The organism is Serratia sp. 22264, from assembly GCF_052045345.1.
GTDB classification, from domain to species: domain Bacteria; phylum Pseudomonadota; class Gammaproteobacteria; order Enterobacterales; family Enterobacteriaceae; genus Serratia; species Serratia plymuthica.
The window spans coordinates 1192745-1213441 of sequence record NZ_JBQEOY010000001.1; the positions used below are offsets into that span (position 1 = coordinate 1192745).

Consider the following 20697-nt stretch of genomic DNA (forward strand, 5'->3'; position numbering starts at 1 on the left):
ACAGGGCGGGCTCGATAGCGTGGCATGGGCTCGGCATAACCGGGCTTGGCGCGCTGTGATCGCGGGTCTCTCTCGCTCTCACAGCGCATGACCGACAGGATTTCTTATCGGGTGTGGCGACGTCTCAGGATTGCGGAATGACGATATCGGCGCTGATGCGCGCGCCGTCGGCATCAAACACCAGGCATTGCTGTGCCTGGAATCCCGGTTGCAATTTTTGATAGGGCCGGAAATTCGCATCGCCGGGCAACAGCATTTTAAAACCGTCGTGGCCGTGGCATTGGCCGAACAGATAGGTGTTGTTGCCGAGCCGTTCTACCACTTCGCAGTGGAAATCCAGGCGTAACGGTGAATCTGAGTGGGTTGTCAGGTGCTCGGGACGAATACCCAGCGTCACCGGCTCGCCGGGAGAGATCTGCAGGGTGGAGAGGGCGAGAGCCAGGGTTTTGTCTGCGCCTATGGAGACGGTCAGTAGCTCTGGCGTCCAGCTCACCACGGTGGCCGGCAAAAAGTTCATCTTCGGCGAGCCGATAAACCCGGCGACAAATTTGTTGATCGGGTTGTAATACAGCGCCATCGGCGCGCCCATCTGTTCCACCTTGCCGTAATTCATGACCACAATCTTGTCGGCCAGCGTCATCGCCTCAACCTGATCGTGGGTAACATACACCATGGTGGTTTTCAGCTCCTGGTGCAGCTTGGCGATATGCAAGCGCATGTCGACCCGCAGCTCGGCATCCAGGTTGGAAAGCGGTTCATCAAACATGAATACTTTGGGATTGCGCACGATGGCACGCCCGATAGCGGTACGTTGGCGCTGGCCGCCGGAAAGCTGTTTGGGTTTTCTGTCCAGCAGATGGGTCAGCTGCAGGGTTTTTGCCACCATCTCAATCTGATGGCGGATCTCTTCTTTCGGCGTTCCGTTCACCTTTAATCCATAACCCATGTTTTCGGCGACGGTCATGTGCGGGTAGAGCGCATAGGACTGAAACACCATGGCTACGCCCCGGTGAGCGGGTGCCACATCGTTGACCCGTTCTTCGCCAATCAGGATATCCCCGTCGCTGATCTCCTCCAGCCCGGCAATCATGCGCAACAGCGTAGATTTACCGCAGCCTGAAGGCCCCACGAACACGGCAAACTCACCGCCTTTAATCTCAAGGTTGATATTGTGCAACGTCACCGTTTTACCAAAACGCTTGGTGACATTCCTCAGTCTTATGCTGGACATCTTGTTGATCCTCGGAAGTTATCAATAGGCAAAGCCTGTCAGGGCGTCTTCTGGCCGTTGTCATCGTTTTTATGTAATACGTATAACAAATATTTTCTCATCGTCGTAACAGCCAGAAAGTCTTGAAAAGACTATAACTGCGCTGGATTTCAAGCCATATCACCGGTTTTCATTTCTGCAATAACGATCACACAATGGCGATAATTGTATAGAGTTGGCGCGGTTCTAAGCGTAGCGTATAACAAGCCGAGACAATGACCCGGTTAGCGCATTAAGCGTTGTAATACTGAACATTGCGCCTGGCTTGAAGTATCTAATCCCAAAGTGATAAAACAAAAATGTAATACCTTCACATGAGGTGGGTAATGAAAACCAAAACAATCACTGCTCTGGTACTGGCCACATTGGCGGCCAGTCAATATTCCGGTTTCGCCCTCGCAGCGGCAGGCCAACAGCTTACCGTCTGGGAAGACATCAAGAAGTCCGACGGCATCAAGGGAGCCATCGCCGATTTCGAAAAACAGAACGGCGTGAAGGTTAACGTGCTGGAAATGCCGTTTGCGCAGCAGATTGAAAAGCTGCGGCTGGACGGCCCGGCCGGTATCGGCCCCGATGTGCTGGTGATCCCTAACGATCAGGTGGGTGCGGCGGTGGTGCAAGGCTTGTTATCGCCGATAAAGCTGGATCAGGCCGCAGCCGACGCGTTCACCAAGCCGTCCATCGGCGCGTTCACCATGAATCAAACGCTGTACGGCGTGCCGAAAGCGGTAGAAACGCTGGTGCTGATTTACAACAAGGATTTGCTGCCGCAGCCGCTGGCTAATCTGGATGCCTATTACGACTTCTCCAAACAGCAGCGTGCGGCGGGCAAATACGGTCTGTTGGCCAAGTTTGACCAGATTTATTACAGCCGCGGCGCGATCGCCGGCATGGGCGGTTATATCTTTGGCAACGACGGCAAGGGAGGGCTGAACCCGCTGGATATCGGCCTGAACACCCCCGGTGCGGTTGAAGCCGTCAGTTACCTGAAAAAATTCTATGCCGATGGCCTGTTCCCGGCGGGCATTATCGGCGATGGCGGGTTGAACGCTATCGATTCCCTGTTCACCGAGAAGAAAGCCGCAGCGGTGATCAACGGCCCGTGGGCCTTCCAGCCTTATGCCGACGCGGGCATCAACTATGGCGTAGCGCCACTGCCAACCTTGCCGAACGGCAAACCGATGAACTCTTTCCTGGGCGTGAAAGGCTACGTGGTCTCCACCTGGAGCAAAGATAAGGCGTTGGCGCAGAAGTTCATCGAGTTTATCAATCAGCCGGCCTACGTGAAAACGCGCTATCAGGTGACCAAAGAGATCCCTCCGTTGGTGGCGATGATTGACGATCCGCTCATCAAGAACGACGAGAGAGCCAGTGCGGTAGCCATTCAGGCCAGCCATGCGACCGCCATGCCGGGCATTCCTGAAATGCAGGAAGTCTGGGGGCCGGCCAACGCGGCGCTGGAGCTGAGCATGACCGGCAAACAGCCACCAAAAACGGCGCTGGACGATGCCGTCAAACAAATCAAAATGCAAATCGAAGCGATGCAGGCCAGCAACCAGTAACCGAGCAACGGGAGGTCTCCTCCCGTTTGAGTTTGATGACAAAGTTGTCTTTGAACCCGAGATACCCGGGCCTAGCGCACCGAAGGGCACTCCGGCGGGCAAGCCGCTACGACCCCAACGGCACGCTCTCCCTAATAACGGGCTTTGCCAGCAGTCTGCAACGGGAGGTCTCCTCTCGTTTTCAAGAAGGAGCAGTGTGTGATTGTCACTCCAAGTGAAAAGTTGTCCGCCGACCGAGGCCGATACAGCCATTCCGTGGGGGCGCTGATATTGGCGCTGATCCCCGGGTTTGGTCAGTTCTATCATCGCCAATGGGCGAAAGGGCTGATCTTTCTGGTGCTGCTCACCAGCTTTGTCGGGGTGACCTGGCAGTTCCTCACCGAAGGGCTGTGGGGGCTGTATACGCTCGGCAGTGAGGTGCCACGCGATAACTCCATTTTCCTGTTGGCGGAAGGGATCCTCAGCGTACTGGTGATTGGCTTTGGCCTGGCGATTTACGGCCTGTCGATACGCGACGCCTGGGTGAATGGCAGAAAGCGCGATGCCGGCATGGCGCTGAACAGCGTGCGCAAGCAATACCAGATGCTGCTGAGCGAAGGCTTTCCTTATCTGATGATCACGCCGGGGTTTATCCTGTTGGTGTTCGTGGTGATCTTCCCCATTTTGTTTGGCTTCTCTATCGCCTTTACCAATTACAACCTGTATCACACGCCGCCGGCCAAGCTGGTTGACTGGGTCGGGTTCAAGAACTTTATCAATATCTTCACGCTGTCGATCTGGCGTTCCACCTTCTTTGACGTGCTGCAATGGACCGTGGTCTGGACGCTGTTGGCCACCACGCTGCAATGCACGGTAGGGGTGATGTTGGCGATCCTGGTCAATCAGAAGGATTTACGTTTCAAACCGCTGATCCGCACCATTTTCATTTTGCCTTGGGCGGTGCCGGGCTTTGTCACCATTCTGGTGTTCGCCGGGATGTTCAACGACTCGTTCGGGGTGATCAACAATGCCATTCTGGCGTTTTTCGGCATCGCGCCGAAAGCCTGGATGACCGATCCGTTCTGGACCAAAACTGCGTTGATCATGATGCAGACCTGGCTGGGCTTCCCGTTTGTGTTCGCCATGACCACCGGCGTGCTGCAGGCGATCCCGGATGATCTGTACGAAGCCGCGACTATGGACGGGGCGAGCACCTGGACCAAGCTGCGCACCATCACGTTGCCGCTGGTGCTTTACTCGATTGCGCCGATCATCATCACGCAATACACCTTCAATTTTAACAATTTCAATATCATCTACCTGTTCAATAACGGCGGCCCGGCGGTGGCAGGCTCCAACGCAGGGGGCACGGATATTCTGGTGTCCTGGATCTACAAGCTGACGATGTCGTCTTCGCAGTACGCCATCGCCGCCACCATCACCATTTTGTTGTCGATTTTCGTGGTGGGCATCGCGCTGTGGCAGTTCCGCGCCACCAATTCGTTCAAGAACGACGACGCGGCCTAAGGGGATAGCAATGTCAAAGAGCATCAAGAAAGAGAAGTGGGTGCGTTTATCGCTGTCCTGGCTGGTGATTATTCTGGTGTCCGCCATCATCATTTACCCGCTGGTGTGGACCGTCGGCGCGTCGCTCAATGCCGGCAACAGCCTGTTGAGCAGTTCGATCATCCCGGAGAACCTGTCGTTTCAGCACTATGCCGACTTGTTCAACGGCAAGGTCAATTACCTGACCTGGTATTGGAACTCGATGAAAATCAGCTTCCTGACCATGGTGCTGACGCTGATCAGCGTCAGTTTTACCGCCTATTCATTTTCACGCTTTCGTTTCAAGGGGCGGCAGAACGGCCTGATGTTGTTCCTGCTGTTGCAGATGATCCCGCAGTTCTCGGCGCTGATTGCGATTTTTGTGCTGTCGCAGTTGCTGGGGCTGATCAACAGCCATATGGCGCTGGTGTTGATCTACGTGGCGGGGATGAGCCCGATGAACACCTATCTGATGAAGGGCTATCTGGATGCGATTCCGAAGGATCTGGACGAGTCCGCCCGGATGGACGGCGCCGGCAACTTCCGGATTTTTATCGAAATCATCATGCCGCTTTCCAAGCCGATTATCGCCGTGGTTGCGCTGTTCTCGTTTACCGGCCCGCTGGGGGATTTCATCCTCTCCAGCACCATTTTGCGTACCCCGGACCAATATACGCTGCCCATCGGCCTGTATAACCTGGTGTCGCAAAAGATGGGCGCCAGCTACACCACCTACGCGGCGGGAGCGGTGTTGATCGCGCTGCCGGTCGCCATCTTATACCTGGCCCTGCAAAAGTACTTTGTTTCCGGCCTGACCTCTGGCAGCACAAAAGGATAATGCGATGAAAACATTCAAACCGGCTTTATTAAGCCTGTGTCTGGCGGCCGGGCTGCTGTCCGCCACGGCGTTTGCGGCGGACAGCGTCATCATCAAACCGCTGAACAATGTTCCGGCCGGCTTTATCAAGGGCGTGGATATTTCTACCCTGGCGGATGTGGAGCAGCACGGCGGCAAGTTCTACGACCAGAACAACGTTCAACAGGATCCGCTGGTCATCCTCAAACACAACGGCGTGAACTATGTGCGTCTGCGCCTGTGGGTCGATCCGCAAGACAGCGCAGGCCAACCTTATGGCGCCGGCAATAACAATCTCGCCACCACGCTGGCGCTGGCCAAGCGCGTCAAGGCGCAGGGCATGAAGCTGCTGCTGGATTTCCATTACAGCGACTTCTGGACCGATCCCGGCAAGCAGTTCAAGCCTAAAGCCTGGGACAAAATGAGCTATGACCAACTGAAAGCGGCGATCCATGATTATACCCGCGACACCATCGCCAGCTTCAAGCAGCAAGGCGTGTTGCCGGATATGGTGCAGATCGGCAACGAGATTAATGGCGGCATTCTGTGGCCGGAAGGCAAAAGCTGGGGTCAGGGCGGCGGGGAGTTTGATCGCCTGGCCGGGTTGCTGAACGCGGCGATCGCCGGGCTGCGGGAAAACCTCGATTCGCCTTCACAGGTGAAAATCATGCTGCATTTGGCCGAGGGCACCAAGAATGACACTTTCCGCTGGTGGTTTGACGAGATAACCCGGCGCAATGTGCCGTTCGATGTCATAGGGTTGTCGATGTACACCTATTGGGACGGCCCTATCTCAAAGCTGCAAACCAATATGGACGACATCAGCAAGCGGTATAACAAAGACGTGATTGTGGTAGAGGCCGCTTACGGTTATGGCCTGGAAAATTGCGACGATACCGACAACAGTTTCTCCGCCAAAGAAGCGCAGGATGGGGGATATCCGGGCACCGTTCAGGGGCAAGCCGATTTTATTCGCGATCTGATGCAAAGCATCATTAACGTGCCGGATAACCGTGGCAAAGGCGTGTTTTATTGGGAACCGACCTGGATCGCCGTGCCGGGCGCCGGCTGGGCTACGCCGGCCGGAATGAAATATATCGGTGAATCCGGCAAGGATGGCAACGCGCGTGAAAATCAGGCGCTGTTTGATTGCCGGGGTAAAGTGCTGCCTTCATTAAAGTCATTTAATTAATTGCGTCGTCCGTAATAAAGAATTTCAGTGATTATTTTCTAAGGAATTATGATGAATAAATTTCCTCCTTTGAGTGCAAAGGTGCCTGGCCTATTGCATGGAGCAGACTACAACCCGGAACAGTGGGTTAATTATCCGGGCATGGTGGAGAAAGATGTAGAACTGATGAAGCAGGCTAGCTGCAATATTATGTCGGTGGGGATATTCAGCTGGTCGAAGCTGGAGCCTGAAGAGGGGAAATATCAATTCGCCTGGTTGGACGACGTGCTGAATAAGTTATATGAGCAGGGCATTCACGTATTTTTGGCTACGCCAAGCGGCGCGCGCCCGGCGTGGTTGTCGCAGAAATACCCGGAGGTGTTGCGCGTAGGGCGCAATCGGGTACCGGCGTTGCACGGCGGTCGACACAACCATTGCCTGTCATCCCCGGTGTACCGCCGCAAGGTGAATGAGATCAACCTGGCGTTGGCTCAGCGCTATGCGCATCATCCGGCGGTGATTGGCTGGCATATTTCCAACGAATACAGTGGCGAGTGCCATTGCAGCCGTTGTCAGAGTGATTTCCGCGTGTGGCTGCAGCAGCGTTATCAGACGCTGGAGCAATTGAACGAGGCCTGGTGGAGCGATTTCTGGAGCCATACCTACAGCGACTGGTCGCAGATTGAATCGCCTGCGCCGCAGGGCGAGGTGTCGATTCACGGTCTGAACCTGGACTGGCGGCGTTTTTGCAGCACTCAGGCCACCGATTTCTGCGCGCAGGAAATTGCGCCGCTGAAGGCGGCCAATCCGGACTTGCCGGCCACCACCAATTTTATGGAATATTTCTACGATTACGATTACTGGCAGATGTCGAAAGTCATCGATTTCATCTCCTGGGACAGCTACCCGATGTGGCATAACCGGCAGGACGAAACCGGCCTGGCCTGCTATACCGCCATGTTCCACGACCTGATGCGCAGCCTGAAGCAGGGCAAGCCTTTTGTATTGATGGAATCGACACCGAGCGTCACCAACTGGCAGCCGATCAGCAAGCTGAAGAAACCGGGCATGCATATTCTCTCCTCACTGCAGGCGGTCGCGCACGGTGCGGATTCGGTGCAGTACTTCCAGTGGCGCAAAAGCCGCGGCTCGGTGGAGAAATTCCACGGCGCGGTGATTGACCACTCCGGGCGGCTGGACACCCGCGTCGGCAAGGAAGTGAGCGAGCTGGGCCGCTTGCTGGCCGCCATGGCACCGGTCGCCGGTAGCCGGGTCGAAGCGCAGGTGGCGATTATCTTCGACTGGGAAAGCCGCTGGGCGATGGACGATGCGCAGGGGCCGCGCAACGCCGGGCTGCATTACGAGCAGACGGTGGTGGAGCATTATCGTCCGTTCTGGGAGCAGGGCATCGCGGTGGATATCATCAACGCCGATTGCGATCTTTCCGGCTACAAGCTGGTGATTGCGCCAATGCTGTATATGGTGCGCGAAGGCTTTGCCGCGCGGGCGGAAGCCTTTGTCCGGCAAGGGGGGCAGTTTGTCGCCAGCTACTGGAGCGGCATCGTCAATGAAAGCGACCTGTGCCATTTGGGCGGGTTCCCAGGGCCACTGCGGCCGTTGCTGGGGATCTGGGCGGAAGAGATCGACAGCCTGACGGATGACGAGACCAACAGCATTCGCGGCGTACCGGGCAACGAGCTGGGTTTGCAGGGCAGCTATCAGGCGCGCCATCTGTGCGAGTTGATCAACCTGGAAGGCGCCACCGCGCAGGCGGTCTACGGCAGCGATTTCTATGCCGGCCGCCCGGCGTTGACGGTCAACCGCTTTGGCGACGGCAAGGCGTGGTATGTCGCTTCGCGCAATGATGCTTCTTTCCAGCGTGATTTCTTTATGGCGATAGCGCAACAGCTGGCGTTGCCGCGCGCACTGGACACGGCATTGCCGCCGAGCGTGACCGCACAGCGGCGTACCGACGGTGAATCCGAGTTCATTATCGTGCAGAACTACAGCGACAAGACTAAAGCCGTGGAACTGCCGGGGGAGTATGTCGATATGTCGAATGCTAAGGCTCTACAGGGCGAAATAACGTTGGCCCCCTGGGGCTGCCGCCTATTGACCCGCAAGTTGGCCTAGTTTCTTTCCCTTGCGCCCGTTCAGTCGAACGGGCGTTTTTTTACGTCTGTATCTTATGAGGAAATAACCATGGTCAGTTTAAAAGCCTTTACGCATTATTTCTCTCACCCGAAATCGCCGGTGGAAGATAATAACGTCGACATGCCGTTTTTAGAAACGCTGATGCGGCATTTGGGCGGCCGAGAAAATATCCAGCATGTCGATGCCTGTATTACTCGCTTGCGTGTAACGGTGACGGATTTAGCCAAAGTCGATACGGAAGGATTGCAACAGTCGGGAGCGCTGGGGGTGATTATTATTGGTCAGGAGGTGCATGCGATATTTGGCAAGCAGTCAGATAATTTGCGTAAATTACTGGCGGAGCGTTTTTCGGTTAATCATCAGGAATAAAAAATAATTGGTAACCCCCAAGGGGGTTACCAATGGACGACCGCAACCGGAGAGCATCGTCAAAGACACAGAAGATAATGATGAGAGAATTAAGCTACTGCCAATAAACCAAGAGCCGTTATTTACCCTGAGTTATGCCTTTACCACCAGGCTTCAACCTGCACGCCAAAGTTCCAGGTATTGCTGGCGGTGCCGTCCTTGAATGAATTGCCTTGCTCTGAATCGTTGAGATAGGAGGCGTATACGCGCAATTCAGGACGGGACATGAATTCCGGTCCATCCGCCAACCCCAGCGCCAACGTGTACTTCTCGCCGCCTTGCTTGTAATGGCTGCCGTCTTTGTGGTCATCTTTCTGGTAGAAAGCGCCGGCTTCGCCAATGCCGCGCACGTACTGCGTGAACTGGTACTGTGCCCGGCCCACCAGAGAGATCAGGTTACTCTTGTCGATCGCATCGCTGATATCGCTGGCGGAACCCCAGGTCAACACGTGGTTGAGGGAGAACTTATCGGTAATCGGGATCAGCCCGGTATTGATCACCCGGTAACCGGTGGCATCGCGGGTGTTGTTCCAAACGTCATACCAACCGCCGCCCTGGGACACCATGTTCTGCGCCAGGCCCTTGGTGGCGTATTGCAACACCATTTTGTTATAGCCACCCAGCATGTCCTGACTGATCTCGCCGGTCAGCATCACGCCGTTTTCCGCATCGTACAGGCCGCCGTACTCTTTTTGCTTGTTGGTCGGGTTCGGCATCGCATAATCGATACCAAACTCGGTCCAGGCGCCGGTCCACGGCTTCCAGCCGGCATAGCGCAGGTCGAGATAGTTGATGTTGAGGTCGTTATCGTTGTCGACGCGGTAGTCCACGTCGTTGCCGTCACCGCGGATCCAGGCGACGGAGATGGCGCCCGGCCCGAAGGAGAGGTTTTCCACGCCGGCACCGGCACCCGAGATGTTCCAGTATTTGGTATCGATGATGTGCAGGTCATGCCGCTGATAGTAGCGCTTGCCGCCCCAGATCACCGCGTTCGGGTCGCCCGGGATCAGCCCTTTGATTTGCAGATTAAGCTGACGCAGACCGAATTGCGCGTCATCCCCCAGCGTGGTTTCATTGTCGTTGGAGCCGTCCGACACCATGCTGACCATAGTGTCGAGATAGAAGCTGACGTCGTTCTTTTTGTAAACTTCGCTGCCCAGTTCGATCTCTCCGTAGGTATCGGATTCGTTGCCCAGACGGCCAATTTTGTTCTTCTGCCATTCTTCTAACCCACCATCCTGGGATACCCCGACCCCGGAGCGCAGATAACCATGGAAATCGATCCCTGGGGTTTCGGCGGCAAAGGCGACCGGTGAGGAAAGCGCCATCGCCAAGGCGACAGACAATGTGCGTAGTCTTGTTTTCATGTATGCCTCATTATGTTTTTTGTATTACGTTCACATCCACGCAGCAATAGAATGGCTAATCATGACAACAAACAATCGTGTTATTGATTTATTGTGATTTAGTGCAAATAAAACAGCGGGATTTGTAACGGTTAGTGAGAGAGATCACTAAGGTTTGATATGTGAACGAATAACTTTTTTGGAAATTTGATGGATGTGATCGGGGTAACTATGCGGTGAGGAGGGGGCCTGTTACAATCAGTTCAGAGCAATCACAGGGAACGGATTATGAAGTCGAAAAACACCACGTTAGAGGATGTTGCCCGCCATGCCGGCGTGTCTTACCAGACGGTTTCACGCGTGTTGAACAAGTCAGCCAATGTCTCTGAAACCACGCGCCGCAAGGTTGAACAATCTATTGAGCTCCTCAGGTATGTGCCCAATCGCCTGGCGCAGCAGTTGGTGGGCAAACAGAGCCGAACGTTGGGGCTGGTCACCGTCTCCCTGGCTCTGCATGCGCCTTCGCAAGTGGCGGCGGCGGTAAAACGTTACGCCAATGCGGAAGGCTATCAGGTGCTGATTTCAATGATTGATGAGAACGTCAATCATGGCATTCAGGACTCGATCAACGATCTCAAGTCGCAGCGGGTAGAAAAGGTCATCATCAACGTACCGCTGGAGACGGCGGTGGCGGAAAAAATCGCCGCGGACAACGATGACATTACCTGCCTGTTCCTCGACGTTGACCCTTACAGTTCAGTGTTTAACGTTTCTTTCAACCCGGCGGACGGCACCCGCGCCAGCGTCAAGTACCTTTACGAGCTGGGGCACCGTGACTTTGCCTTGCTGGCTGGGCCGCAATACTCCATTTCGGCCAATTTGCGGCTGAAGAACTGGCAGGATGCGCTGCAGGATTATGGCCTGACGCCGGTCACGGTGCTGCACGGCAACTGGGACGCGCAAAGCGGTTACGCCGGCGCATTGCAGATGCTGCGCGAGACCCCGCATTTCTCGGCGGTGTTGGTGGGGAATGACCAAATGGCGCTCGGGCTGCTAAGCGCTTTCCATCAGAACCAGCTGCCGATACCGGGGCAAAAGTCGGTGATTGGCTATGACGATGCTTACGAAAGCGCCTTCTTCTATCCGGCGCTGACCACCGTCTCGCTGGATCTGGATTTGCAGGGCAAGGAAGCGGTCAGGAAGGTGCTCAACACCAGCGAGAGCGAGCTGTCGCGTGCGTCATCGATTCTGTCGGCAAAGCTGGTGATCCGCAATTCCACCGGGCCGCGCGAGCATAATGACAAGGATTTGAAGCAGATTGCCGAACAGCTGCGCCTGTTGGCGCAACGCCTGGAGCAGTGATCGCGCTCCGGCGCTGTTCGACATCGGTATTATCCGACTCCGGCGTTTGCGTCCCAAACCGCCAGCAAGGCCGTGACGGCGCTATCGAGCACCGAGTGACTGACGCCGTCGCGTGCCAACGTCGAAACGCCCAGCAGGAAGCTGTCGAACAACGCGGCGATGGCGGCAGCGTCGGTATCCCTGGCCAGTTCGCCGCCGGCAATGCCTCTTTTGACGCAGTGAATAAAACCGTTCAGCGTGCGTCGGCGCGAATCGGCAAGCGGTTTCAGCACCGCTGAATGCTCCTCCGTACCGCCCGACATTACGCCCAATGCGACCATGCACCCTTTGGGATGTTGATCCTCACACTGCATCTTCACCGAGCGGCGCAGCGAGGTTTCAATCGCTACTCTGGGGGGCAGGGAGTCATCCCAGAGCGCATCGTTGACCCGCCCATAGCTGTTGAGGTAGCAGGCTACCGCTTCTCTGAACAGCGCTTCTTTCGAACCAAAGGCGGCATAAAAACTGGGGGCGGTAATGCCGCCGCCAATCTGCGCTTTAAGTTGAGCCAGAGAAGTGGCCTCATACCCATGTTGCCAAAACAGATGCAATGCCTGCTGAACGGCCTCGTCGCGGTCGAACCGGCGAGGACGGCCCATTTGTGCCATGGTCGTCTCCATGTTTATAAGTTATATACTGATCGGTATAAATATCATTGACACTCAGATGATACCCCCTTAGCATTATTATACCACTCGATACATAAATCAATTCAAGTGACGTAGCGACCGAGATGCAGCCGGCTAAAACTGGCGCAGATCGCTGTCGCCCATATTTATACCGATCGATACATAAATGGATGAACTGTGAGCCAAACAAATATCAACTGCAGTAATGCCGGGGTGATGCCTGAAGAGGCACCACGTTTGCCGATAGCCGCCTTGCTGGCACTGGCCATGACGGGGTTTATTTGTATTGCTACCGAAACCCTTCCCGCCGGTTTGCTGACCCAGATCGCCCCTGGCTTGCAGGTGTCGCCATCGCTTGCCGGGCAGATGATCACCGCCTATGCGTTGGGTTCGGTATTGGCCGCCATTCCGTTGACGCTTGCCACGCAGCGTTGGCGGCGGCGTAACGTTTTGCTGTTGACCATTGCGGGCTTTTTTATTTTTAACTCGATCACCGCCATGTCGGCTAGCTTTGCGGTCACGCTGACCGCGCGCTTTTTTGCCGGAGCGGCGGCGGGGCTGGCCTGGAGCCTGCTCGCCGGTTATGCGCGTCGGATGGTGGCGCCTCATCTTCAGGGCAAGGCGATGGCGGTGGCGATGGTGGGCGCACCGGTAGCGCTGTCGCTGGGCGTGCCGCTCGGAACCTGGCTTGGATCTGTGGTCGGCTGGCGTGCAGCCTTTGGCGTTATGTCGCTGTTGACGTTGGCGTTAATCGTCTGGGTGCTGGCAAAGGTGCCCGATTATCCAGGGCAGACGGGAGCAAAACGGATGCCGCTGTACAGGGTGTTGATGACCCCTGGCGTCAGATCGGTACTGGGCGTGGTGCTGCTGTGGATGTTCGCTCATAACATCCTTTATACCTACGTTGCGCCTTTTGTTACACCGGCTGGCCTTGGTGACCGGGTTGATGCGGTGTTGCTTGTTTTCGGGTTGGCGGCACTGGTGGGGATCGGGATCACCGGTCGGGTGGTTGATCGCCACCTGAGAATTGCGGTGCTGGCCAGCCTCGCGCTCTTTGCCGCCACCAGCGTGTTGTTGGGCATGGGGCTCCAGAATGCGGGGGTGATCTATGTCGGCATGGTGCTATGGGGGTTGAGTTTCGGCGGGGCGGCGACGTTATTGCAGACCGCTCTGGCGGATGCAGCCGGTAAAGGTGCGGATGCGGCGCTGGCCATGAACGTGGTCACCTGGAACAGCGCTATCGCCGGTGGCGGCATTTTCGGCGGGATCTTGCTTGATCGGTATGGCCCGGCGTCTTTCCCCTGGGCTGTATTTGCGCTTTTATTGGGCGCACTGGCCGTCGCGGCTGCGGCTAAACGGCACGGGTTCTCTGCGGGAAGACGCCAGGGCTGAATCCGGCGGTTGCAGATGGCGCATTCCGTGCGCCATCCGGCGTCAATCCTCGGGTCAGGTGTTATCTACCCGGGGATTGGAATGGGTCGGTTGACTGGGGTATTCCACCTGATGTTTGTGCAAGTAGTCCCGTATCAGTTGCCGGATCACCTGAGACGGGGTGACGTCCTGTTGCAGGCACAGCTCTTCAAGGGCTTTTTTCTTATCCGGATCGATGAGTATCGTCAGTCGTGCCGTTTTCTTTTCCATGAGGATTCCTCCAGAGGATGATAATCAAATGATAATGGCATGCTGGGTAATCGGCTATCCGACCCGCATCTTCTAAATAACTGTGTTTAATGCCGCTACACCCCAAGCCTGAGACAGGTGCTCTGCATGCTCCTCACCTGTAGCACGGATAGGCGCAGCTTTTCAGTTAAAATACAGCCGCTCAATTTTGCGCGACAGAAAACCTAAATCACAGCCAAAGGTCGGGCCGACGGCGGCGGAAAGGCGGCGCAGCAGGCTGAGCGGCGTCTCAACATGAACCGGTGTAGCGTAAATAATGACGTTGCCGCTGGGTGCCACGCAGTAAAGAACGGTTTTAAACGCGCAGTGCAAGCTGTGATACAGCAGCGTGCTGTCATCGGGCACCTCATGATAATTCAGCACCAACCAACCCTGAGGCGAAAGGCGACCGGCGCATTGCTCCAGAAAATTTCGCGTGCCCTGTTGCGGGTCCATCGCGAAGGCGCTGTAAAGATCGGAAAATATCAGATCATATTGTCGAGTGGCGGGAGCCTGTAAAAAATCGGCGGCATCGGCGGTGTGCAAGGTGACCGTTTCATCGGCGGGCAGGGTGAAATAACGGCGGGCGACAGACACCACCGCCGGGCGCAGTTCCACCACGTCCAGCAGCATGTTGGGATCATAGGCATGCAATGCCCGCACCAGGCTGCCGCCCCCAAGACCGAGGATCAGCGCAGCCGAAGGCGGCTGCCAGGCCACCGCCATCAGCATGGTTTTTATGTAGTTGTGCACCGGCACCTGCGGCGCACTGATGCACATTTTGCTCTGCTCGCAAATGCCGTCGAAACGCAGGGTACGATAGTCTTTGTGGTCAGAAACGATAATTTCACCGCAATGGTCTTCCTCCCGGGCGATTACCTGTCCACGGGGAGAAAAATCAAGGCTATTTAGCAACTTATCAACAATAGACATGGTAGCTTCGCTTTGGCTCCTTTAGAAAACGGGGGCTTATTTACGGGCGCACATAAATTCGGCCGTACAGATGCGGCGGCCATTGACCGTCGCCATCCCGGAAAAACGGGCAATGCCGGATCGTTGCCGGACAAAGGCGACGTCCATGCGCAATTGGTCGCCGGGTTGGGCCGAGCGGTAGAAACGGGCGCGTTGAATAGACGCAAAGTAATAATGCTCGCCTTCTGAAAGCGGGCCGAGAAAGTAGTGGGCCAGCAGGCCGGTGCTCTGCGCCAAGGCTTCCACCATCAGGATGCCGGGGAATACGGTGGTCTGGTGGTGGCCGGTCCAAAAGGTCGGTTCATTGGCGGTAATGTTTTTGATGGCGCTCAAGCGCCCTTCAGAAATCGACGTGCCGGCGGGCAGAATGCGGTCGACCAGCAGACAGGGGAACCGGTGTGGCAGGATAGATTGAACATCCTGGTACTGTAGTGGATTTCCATTCAGCGGCATGATTGATTTTGGATCCTGTCAGCGGGACGAAGCTCGGCCAGCGGTGGCTTGGTGGCTTATGCGCCCGGCGGGAATGTAATAGCATTATAATGTTATTATCATCATATACACTAACTGAAAATCGCCAGGTCGGGCATTAAACGTTACTTTGTGACAACGTAACCTAAAGTTGACGATTGGAATTGGCATCCAACAGATTGATGGATAATCATTTTTAATGGAGGAGAAGATTAGCCGCCATCAGAGTGATGACGGCCAGAACGGTTAATCAGCGCTTCTCACGCGTTATTTTATCGAGGTAGCCCATCAGGAAAGCGGAAAGCACGAAGGTGAGGTGAATAATCACATACCACATCAGCTTATTGTCCGGCACGTTCTTGGCATCCATAAACACCCGCAACAGGTGAATGGAAGAGATAGCGACAATGGATGCGGCTACCTTGCTCTTCAGAGAGGTGGCGTCCATTTTCCCCAGCCAGCTCAACTTTTCTTTATGTTCGCTGATATCCAATTGCGAAACAAAGTTTTCATAGCCCGAGAACATCACCATGACCAACAGGCCACCCACCAGCGCCATGTCGATCAGCGAAAGCAGGGTGAGCACCAGATCCCCTTCGGTTATGGAGAAGATGTTCGGCAGAACATGCACTATCTCCTGGAAGAATTTGATCGACAGCGCCACCAGCGCCAGCGACAAGCCAAAGTAAACCGGTGCCAGCAGCCAGCGCGAGGCATACATAGCGTTTTCTATAAAGCGTTCCATAGTCATCTGAGTTTGTTACCAAAAGAGGCGCACAGTATAGCTCAGGACGCCCGGCAGAAGGCAAGCGCGGCACCCTGTACGGGGATGAGTTCCTTCCAGGAAGGCAGGGCATTTTATGACGGGTAATTCCCTTTCACTCAGTGCGTTTTCTATGGGGTTATCGTCCATTTTTGGTTATTTTCGCACTATATATTGAGCTATCCACAAATCGTACTAGCATTTAAATGCTGTAGTGAAGAGTTTAATCGGTGTTTTATATCGAAATTGAATTATATATGTCGGAAATAAATCTACCTATTGGAGAACGTCATGGAAACTTCCCTGAATGGAAAAGCAAGCGGTTGGGATAGCGTTAATGATTTACTGAATGAGCACCACAGAGGTAATGGTTTAAACGTCAATAATAAGCCTTCTTTTGATGTGGGGGAGGCAGGCCAGCAAATAGCCCGCAGTGAGCAGACCTGGAATGGTGTGCATATTACCGGCCAGGGCGCGACGGTCACCTATTCCTTCCCTGATTGGGATTATAATCAGACTAATTTAAATTCCGTCTTTTTCAGAGCAGATGACCGCGAGACAGGCTTGAGCGCGTTTACTGCCGAGCAACAGGCGCAGGCCAAGCTTTCGCTGCAATCCTGGGCGGACGTGGCGAACATTACCTTTGTCGAGGTGGCCCCAGGCCATAAATCCGATATTACCTTCGGCAATTACGAAGGGGCGGGCCAGGCTTATGCGATTAAGCCCTTTACGCAAGCAGGCAACGACTACAGCGGACAGCATGTCGCAGGGCAGAGTTGGTATAACGTCAATTATGATGTCGCCGATACCGGAGACGGCGTTTACGCCAACCTGCACCCTGATTTAGGCAACTATGGCCGGCTGACGTTCACCCACGAAATTGGGCATACTCTGGGGTTGGATCACCCCGGCGATTATAATGCCGGTGATGGAGCCACCTACAAGTCAGTTCCAACCTATGCCGAAGACACTCGCCAATTCAGCGTGATGAGCTATTGGAATGAATCCTACACCGGCGGCGATAACGGCGGCCATTATGCCGCTGCGCCGCTGGTTGACGATATCGCCGCGATTCAGTATCTGTATGGCGCCAATACCAGCACCCGCGCCGGGGATAGCGTTTATGGATTCCATTCGAATACCGGCAGAGACTTCTATACGGCGAATGACAGCAGCCAGAAGCTGGTTTTCTCGGTATGGGATGGGGGCGGCAAGGATACGCTTGATTTCTCGGGTTATTCTCAGGATCAGTGCATCAACCTGACCGCCGGATCGTTTTCCGATGTCGGCGGTTTGAAGGGCAATATTTCCATCGCGGCGGGCGTCACCATTGAAAATGCCATCGGCGGTTCGGGCAATGATGTGATTGTCGGCAATAACGCCGCCAATATTATCAAGGGCGGCGCCGGTAATGACGTTATTTATGGTGGAGGTGGGCAAGATCAACTCTCAGGGGGCAGCGGAAAGGATATTTTCGTTTTCGCCGCCGTGAGTGATTCACCTTATACATCGCCTGACAAGATCCTGGACTTTGAGACCGGTATCGACAAAATCGATCTTTCCTTCTTTAACCATGGCGATAAAGGCAACGACTTTATTCATTTCGTTGAGAACCTCAGCGGCCAGGCGGGAGAGGCATTGTTGTCTTACAACGCGCAAACTCATTTGAGCGAGTTAGCCCTGAATATCCATGGCAATGCCGGGCCGGACTTCCTGGTGCAAATCGTCGGACAGGCGAATGCCGCCACGGACTTTATTGTTTAAGCCTCATGCGGTGGGTTATGCCCACCGTTCTCTTATGGTTTTATTCGCTCCCCTTATGACGATCCTTTCGCACACTGACTGCCTGAACCGCTTTGTAAGGATTTCGTAAGCGGTTAGGAAATCTCTCACCAATGCAAATAATAGGGTTTTAATGATATTGCTTATGATAAGCATTATCATTAACATGCTTTTATTAAGTCTACGCAGAAAGACCATTCTTATAAAATTGTTAATTTTCGTTAATACCCTTGATCCCGATTAATTACCGGGGCGAAGCAACTGCGAGCAAATACCAATAATTATTGCAGGGTTAATACATGTGCAAAACTTTTAATTACCAGGGAATTATCGGGCATTCCATCCTATGGGGGACGTTGATCGGCAGTTCCCTTAACGCTAATGCTGAAATAAATAAAACGCCATTAGAAAAGACCACGCAAAATGAAGAGGAAATAACGGTTGTCGCGCCCGTGATTGAGAAAAAGGCCGGGACAATAACCACGATCAGCGCGCAAGACATGCAGAAAAAAGGGGGAAATGATTTCGGTTCGATCATGCGTTATGAACCGCTGATTAGCGCCACGGGCGTCAGTGGGGGATCGTCCTCGGGCAAAAGCGGTTTCGATCGCAGCGGCTACACCGGGTATAACATTCGCGGCCTGGAGAGCAATCGCGTCGGCCTGGATGTCGACGGCATTCCGCAGCCAGACGCCACCGGGCGCAGCTATGTCAGCCGAGCCGGCCTTAACACCTTTGGCATCGGCAGGGACTATATTGACCCTTACATGTACGGCCAGGTGGAGATCGAGTCGGGAGCGACCTCGATTGAACGTAGCAATACGTCTATCGGCGGCGCTGTTTCGTTTTCGCCGAAGTCGGCAGATCAGTACCTGTCGCCGTCCAAACAGACTTACTTTGGTTACCAGAGCGATTACGACTCGTCCAACCGCAGTTGGCACAACGGCATTACCGCAGCTGCGGGCGATGACCAACTTCGCGGGGTTTTCGTTTATAGCCGCCGCGACGGCCAGGAAACGCGCAACAACAGTGGCACTTACCAGGCTTACCCGGCCAACTGGCATTCCAATGCGCTGATGGCGTCCGGTATCTGGCAGCCAAATGACGAACACAAACTCACCGGCACGGTGGATTACTACGATAAAGTCAACCACACCCATTACGACAGTTGGAACTCGGCCGGCAGCGCCATCCTGGGTACCGCCCAACAGCAGAGCAATACGCGCCGTTGGGGAGTGAGCGTGAAAGACGAATGGACACCGTACAATGATTTCGTCGATACCCTGACATCAAAAGCCTATTACCAACAGACCCAGGCGCATGACAACACTTACATGCCCACCAGTACCGGCAGCATGGAGCGGGTTTACTCCGACTACAACGTCAATACCTACGGCTTTGAAACGCTGATAACCAAAACGCTGGGGCGCCATGCGTTGAGCGGAGGGTTAAACGCGAGGTTAACCGAGACCGAGCGGCCATTCCGTGAAGAGCCGGCCCCCAGCGCGTTCACGGCCATCATGCAACCGGAATCAGACAGCCGCAGCTACGCGTTGGGCGGTTTTGTGCAGGACAAGATCCAATTTGATCTCGACGGGCACGGTTTTGCCGTGGTGCCGGGCGTGCGCGTGGCTCACCAAAGCACCAAGCCGCAGAACCTGACCAGCCTGACCACCGGCAGCACGGTGTTGACGGAGTCCGAGCTGGAAACGTTATACGGCAAAAGCAACACCGACACCCAGATATTGCCGTCTCTCAGCGTCGAGTACGATATTACGCCGGCGCTGATGACCTACCTGCAGTACAAGCGTGGCGCACAGTTCCCGAACGCCAGCCAGCTGTACGGCTCATGGAATCTCGGCTCCAGCTATGCGGGCACGGCGCAGTATGCGTTGATCGGCAACGCCGATCTGAACACCGAGACCAGCAACAATCTGGAATGGGGCATGAAGGGAGACGTCGTGGACGGGGTGACAATGCGCACGTCGCTGTTCTACAACACCTATAAAAACTTCATTGCATATACCCGTTATCAACGGGCCAGCAGCCCGGACAAGTTCGCTAATGTGCCTTCCAATATCTACACCATTTATCAAGCGGAAAACCGTGATAAAGCCTATATCTACGGCGCTGAAATCAGCACCAGGGTGAATTTTGGCACCTGGTTTGAGCAGGTGAATGGGCTGAGCGCGAATTTTGCGCTGGGATATAACCAAGGCAAATCCAAGTCCAGCTATTCCGGCGATAAATATGTCGATATCGACAGCGTAGCGCCAATGAAAGCCATCGTGGGCGTGGCGTGGGACGATCCGGCGAAACGCTACGGTGCGGCGGTAACGGCAACCTTCGTCAAAGGCAAACAGGCGACGGCGACCAACCGTGAAAGCTACAACAACGCCAGCGGCAGTACGCTCACCGACGCCACCACGGAATATCTGCGCGTGCCGGGTTACGGCCTGGTGGATATGTCCGCTTATTGGCAGGTTGCCCGCAATGTGAAACTGAGCGGCGGCGTGTATAACATCACCGACAGGAAATACCGCGATTACCTGAGCAGCCGTGAACTCACGGACTCAACCCGTCAGGATGCCTACGACAATGCGTTGGCCGTCATGCCGGGAAGAACCTTCCAGCTTGGCGTTAACGTGGATTTCTAACTACCGCATTTTGATCAACCGCTAGCGTTTATGCCGCCTTTCGTCAATGAAAGGCGGCTGTCGCGTTTTAAT

General features: G+C 54.9%; 17 protein-coding genes. 10 read left to right on the forward strand and 7 right to left on the reverse strand.

Annotated features, from left to right (window positions below; translation table 11 throughout):
* Positions 1–124: 124 nt before the first annotated feature.
* Positions 125–1231 carry an ABC transporter ATP-binding protein gene (locus ACTJJ1_RS05795; protein WP_004944356.1) on the reverse strand — a complete coding sequence of 369 codons (1107 nt, stop codon included), beginning with the start codon at positions 1229–1231 and terminating at the stop codon, positions 125–127.
* 365 nt (positions 1232–1596) lie between these two features.
* On the opposite strand from ACTJJ1_RS05795, the gene ACTJJ1_RS05800 reads away from it, so the two are divergent.
* The 6 genes from ACTJJ1_RS05800 to ACTJJ1_RS05825 all read left to right on the forward strand — a co-directional run bounded on the left by ACTJJ1_RS05800 (position 1597) and on the right by ACTJJ1_RS05825 (position 8906).
* Positions 1597–2832 carry an extracellular solute-binding protein gene (locus ACTJJ1_RS05800; protein WP_004944358.1) on the forward strand — a complete coding sequence of 412 codons (1236 nt, stop codon included), beginning with the start codon at positions 1597–1599 and terminating at the stop codon, positions 2830–2832.
* A 198-nt stretch (positions 2833–3030) separates the two neighbouring features.
* The gene (locus tag ACTJJ1_RS05805) at positions 3031–4338 is read left to right on the forward strand and encodes a carbohydrate ABC transporter permease (protein WP_006325200.1); all 1308 of its coding nucleotides are present in this window, start codon (positions 3031–3033) and stop codon (positions 4336–4338) included.
* A gap of 4 nt (positions 4339–4342) precedes the next feature.
* Complete coding sequence (locus tag ACTJJ1_RS05810; RefSeq protein WP_440833605.1) at positions 4343–5194, forward strand: sugar ABC transporter permease; 852 nt, start codon at positions 4343–4345, stop codon at positions 5192–5194.
* Between the two features lie 4 nt (positions 5195–5198).
* Positions 5199–6404, forward strand: coding sequence for a glycoside hydrolase family 53 protein (locus tag ACTJJ1_RS05815; RefSeq protein ID WP_440832748.1), 1206 nt, complete (start codon positions 5199–5201; stop codon positions 6402–6404).
* A gap of 51 nt (positions 6405–6455) precedes the next feature.
* Positions 6456–8516, forward strand: a complete 2061-nt coding sequence (locus tag ACTJJ1_RS05820; protein WP_202290493.1) for a beta-galactosidase — start codon at positions 6456–6458, stop codon at positions 8514–8516.
* A 69-nt stretch (positions 8517–8585) separates the two neighbouring features.
* Complete coding sequence (locus ACTJJ1_RS05825; RefSeq protein ID WP_004944371.1) at positions 8586–8906, forward strand: PTS transporter subunit EIIB; 321 nt, start codon at positions 8586–8588, stop codon at positions 8904–8906.
* A gap of 140 nt (positions 8907–9046) precedes the next feature.
* Here ACTJJ1_RS05825 and ACTJJ1_RS05830 read toward each other — a convergent pair whose 3' ends face one another.
* A complete protein-coding gene (locus tag ACTJJ1_RS05830; protein WP_004944374.1) occupies positions 9047–10312 on the reverse strand; it encodes a maltoporin in 1266 nt (421 codons plus the stop codon).
* A 267-nt stretch (positions 10313–10579) separates the two neighbouring features.
* Between ACTJJ1_RS05830 and ACTJJ1_RS05835 the strand changes: the two genes are divergently transcribed.
* Positions 10580–11653 carry a LacI family DNA-binding transcriptional regulator gene (locus ACTJJ1_RS05835; protein WP_062790844.1) on the forward strand — a complete coding sequence of 358 codons (1074 nt, stop codon included), beginning with the start codon at positions 10580–10582 and terminating at the stop codon, positions 11651–11653.
* A 29-nt stretch (positions 11654–11682) separates the two neighbouring features.
* Here ACTJJ1_RS05835 and ACTJJ1_RS05840 read toward each other — a convergent pair whose 3' ends face one another.
* Complete coding sequence (locus ACTJJ1_RS05840) at positions 11683–12300, reverse strand: TetR/AcrR family transcriptional regulator (protein ID WP_440832751.1); 618 nt, start codon at positions 12298–12300, stop codon at positions 11683–11685.
* 198 nt (positions 12301–12498) lie between these two features.
* Between ACTJJ1_RS05840 and ACTJJ1_RS05845 the strand changes: the two genes are divergently transcribed.
* Positions 12499–13713, forward strand: coding sequence for an MFS transporter (locus tag ACTJJ1_RS05845; protein ID WP_440832753.1), 1215 nt, complete (start codon positions 12499–12501; stop codon positions 13711–13713).
* A gap of 54 nt (positions 13714–13767) precedes the next feature.
* Here ACTJJ1_RS05845 and ACTJJ1_RS05850 read toward each other — a convergent pair whose 3' ends face one another.
* The 4 genes from ACTJJ1_RS05850 to ACTJJ1_RS05865 all read right to left on the reverse strand — a co-directional run bounded on the left by ACTJJ1_RS05850 (position 13768) and on the right by ACTJJ1_RS05865 (position 16168).
* Entirely contained in the window at positions 13768–13962 is a 195-nt protein-coding gene (locus ACTJJ1_RS05850) for a ribbon-helix-helix protein, CopG family (RefSeq protein WP_004944384.1), read from the reverse strand.
* A gap of 162 nt (positions 13963–14124) precedes the next feature.
* Positions 14125–14913 carry a spermidine synthase gene (locus ACTJJ1_RS05855; protein WP_006325223.1) on the reverse strand — a complete coding sequence of 263 codons (789 nt, stop codon included), beginning with the start codon at positions 14911–14913 and terminating at the stop codon, positions 14125–14127.
* Positions 14914–14949: 36 nt separating this feature from the next.
* Positions 14950–15405 carry a 3-hydroxyacyl-ACP dehydratase FabZ gene (fabZ, locus tag ACTJJ1_RS05860; RefSeq protein WP_004944391.1) on the reverse strand — a complete coding sequence of 152 codons (456 nt, stop codon included), beginning with the start codon at positions 15403–15405 and terminating at the stop codon, positions 14950–14952.
* Positions 15406–15673: 268 nt separating this feature from the next.
* Positions 15674–16168 carry a TIGR00645 family protein gene (locus tag ACTJJ1_RS05865; RefSeq protein WP_006325224.1) on the reverse strand — a complete coding sequence of 165 codons (495 nt, stop codon included), beginning with the start codon at positions 16166–16168 and terminating at the stop codon, positions 15674–15676.
* Between the two features lie 309 nt (positions 16169–16477).
* On the opposite strand from ACTJJ1_RS05865, the gene ACTJJ1_RS05870 reads away from it, so the two are divergent.
* Together ACTJJ1_RS05870 and ACTJJ1_RS05875 are read left to right on the forward strand one after the other, a co-directional pair.
* Positions 16478–17950, forward strand: coding sequence for a serralysin family metalloprotease (locus tag ACTJJ1_RS05870; protein WP_440833607.1), 1473 nt, complete (start codon positions 16478–16480; stop codon positions 17948–17950).
* 317 nt (positions 17951–18267) lie between these two features.
* On the forward strand, positions 18268–20625 hold the full coding sequence (locus tag ACTJJ1_RS05875; RefSeq protein WP_409442605.1) for a TonB-dependent receptor domain-containing protein: 2358 nt from the start codon (positions 18268–18270) through the stop codon (positions 20623–20625).
* The last annotated feature ends 72 nt before the right edge of the window (positions 20626–20697 follow it).

Excerpts from the sequence above, each read along its gene's own strand:
- ACTJJ1_RS05835 (WP_062790844.1), top strand. The coding sequence starts at position 10,580 with ATGAAGTCGAAAAACACCACGTTAGAGGATGTTGCCCGCCATGCCGGC.
- ACTJJ1_RS05825 (WP_004944371.1), top strand. The coding sequence starts at position 8,586 with ATGGTCAGTTTAAAAGCCTTTACGCATTATTTCTCTCACCCGAAATCG.
- ACTJJ1_RS05800 (WP_004944358.1), top strand. The coding sequence starts at position 1,597 with ATGAAAACCAAAACAATCACTGCTCTGGTACTGGCCACATTGGCGGCC.
- ACTJJ1_RS05855 (WP_006325223.1), bottom strand. The coding sequence starts at position 14,913 with ATGTCTATTGTTGATAAGTTGCTAAATAGCCTTGATTTTTCTCCCCGT.
- ACTJJ1_RS05840 (WP_440832751.1), bottom strand. The coding sequence starts at position 12,300 with ATGGCACAAATGGGCCGTCCTCGCCGGTTCGACCGCGACGAGGCCGTT.
- ACTJJ1_RS05850 (WP_004944384.1), bottom strand. The coding sequence starts at position 13,962 with ATGGAAAAGAAAACGGCACGACTGACGATACTCATCGATCCGGATAAG.
- ACTJJ1_RS05830 (WP_004944374.1), bottom strand. The coding sequence starts at position 10,312 with ATGAAAACAAGACTACGCACATTGTCTGTCGCCTTGGCGATGGCGCTT.
- ACTJJ1_RS05865 (WP_006325224.1), bottom strand. The coding sequence starts at position 16,168 with ATGGAACGCTTTATAGAAAACGCTATGTATGCCTCGCGCTGGCTGCTG.
- fabZ (WP_004944391.1), bottom strand. The coding sequence starts at position 15,405 with ATGCCGCTGAATGGAAATCCACTACAGTACCAGGATGTTCAATCTATC.
- ACTJJ1_RS05875 (WP_409442605.1), top strand. The coding sequence starts at position 18,268 with ATGTGCAAAACTTTTAATTACCAGGGAATTATCGGGCATTCCATCCTA.
- ACTJJ1_RS05870 (WP_440833607.1), top strand. The coding sequence starts at position 16,478 with ATGGAAACTTCCCTGAATGGAAAAGCAAGCGGTTGGGATAGCGTTAAT.
- ACTJJ1_RS05795 (WP_004944356.1), bottom strand. The coding sequence starts at position 1,231 with ATGTCCAGCATAAGACTGAGGAATGTCACCAAGCGTTTTGGTAAAACG.
- ACTJJ1_RS05815 (WP_440832748.1), top strand. The coding sequence starts at position 5,199 with ATGAAAACATTCAAACCGGCTTTATTAAGCCTGTGTCTGGCGGCCGGG.
- ACTJJ1_RS05820 (WP_202290493.1), top strand. The coding sequence starts at position 6,456 with ATGAATAAATTTCCTCCTTTGAGTGCAAAGGTGCCTGGCCTATTGCAT.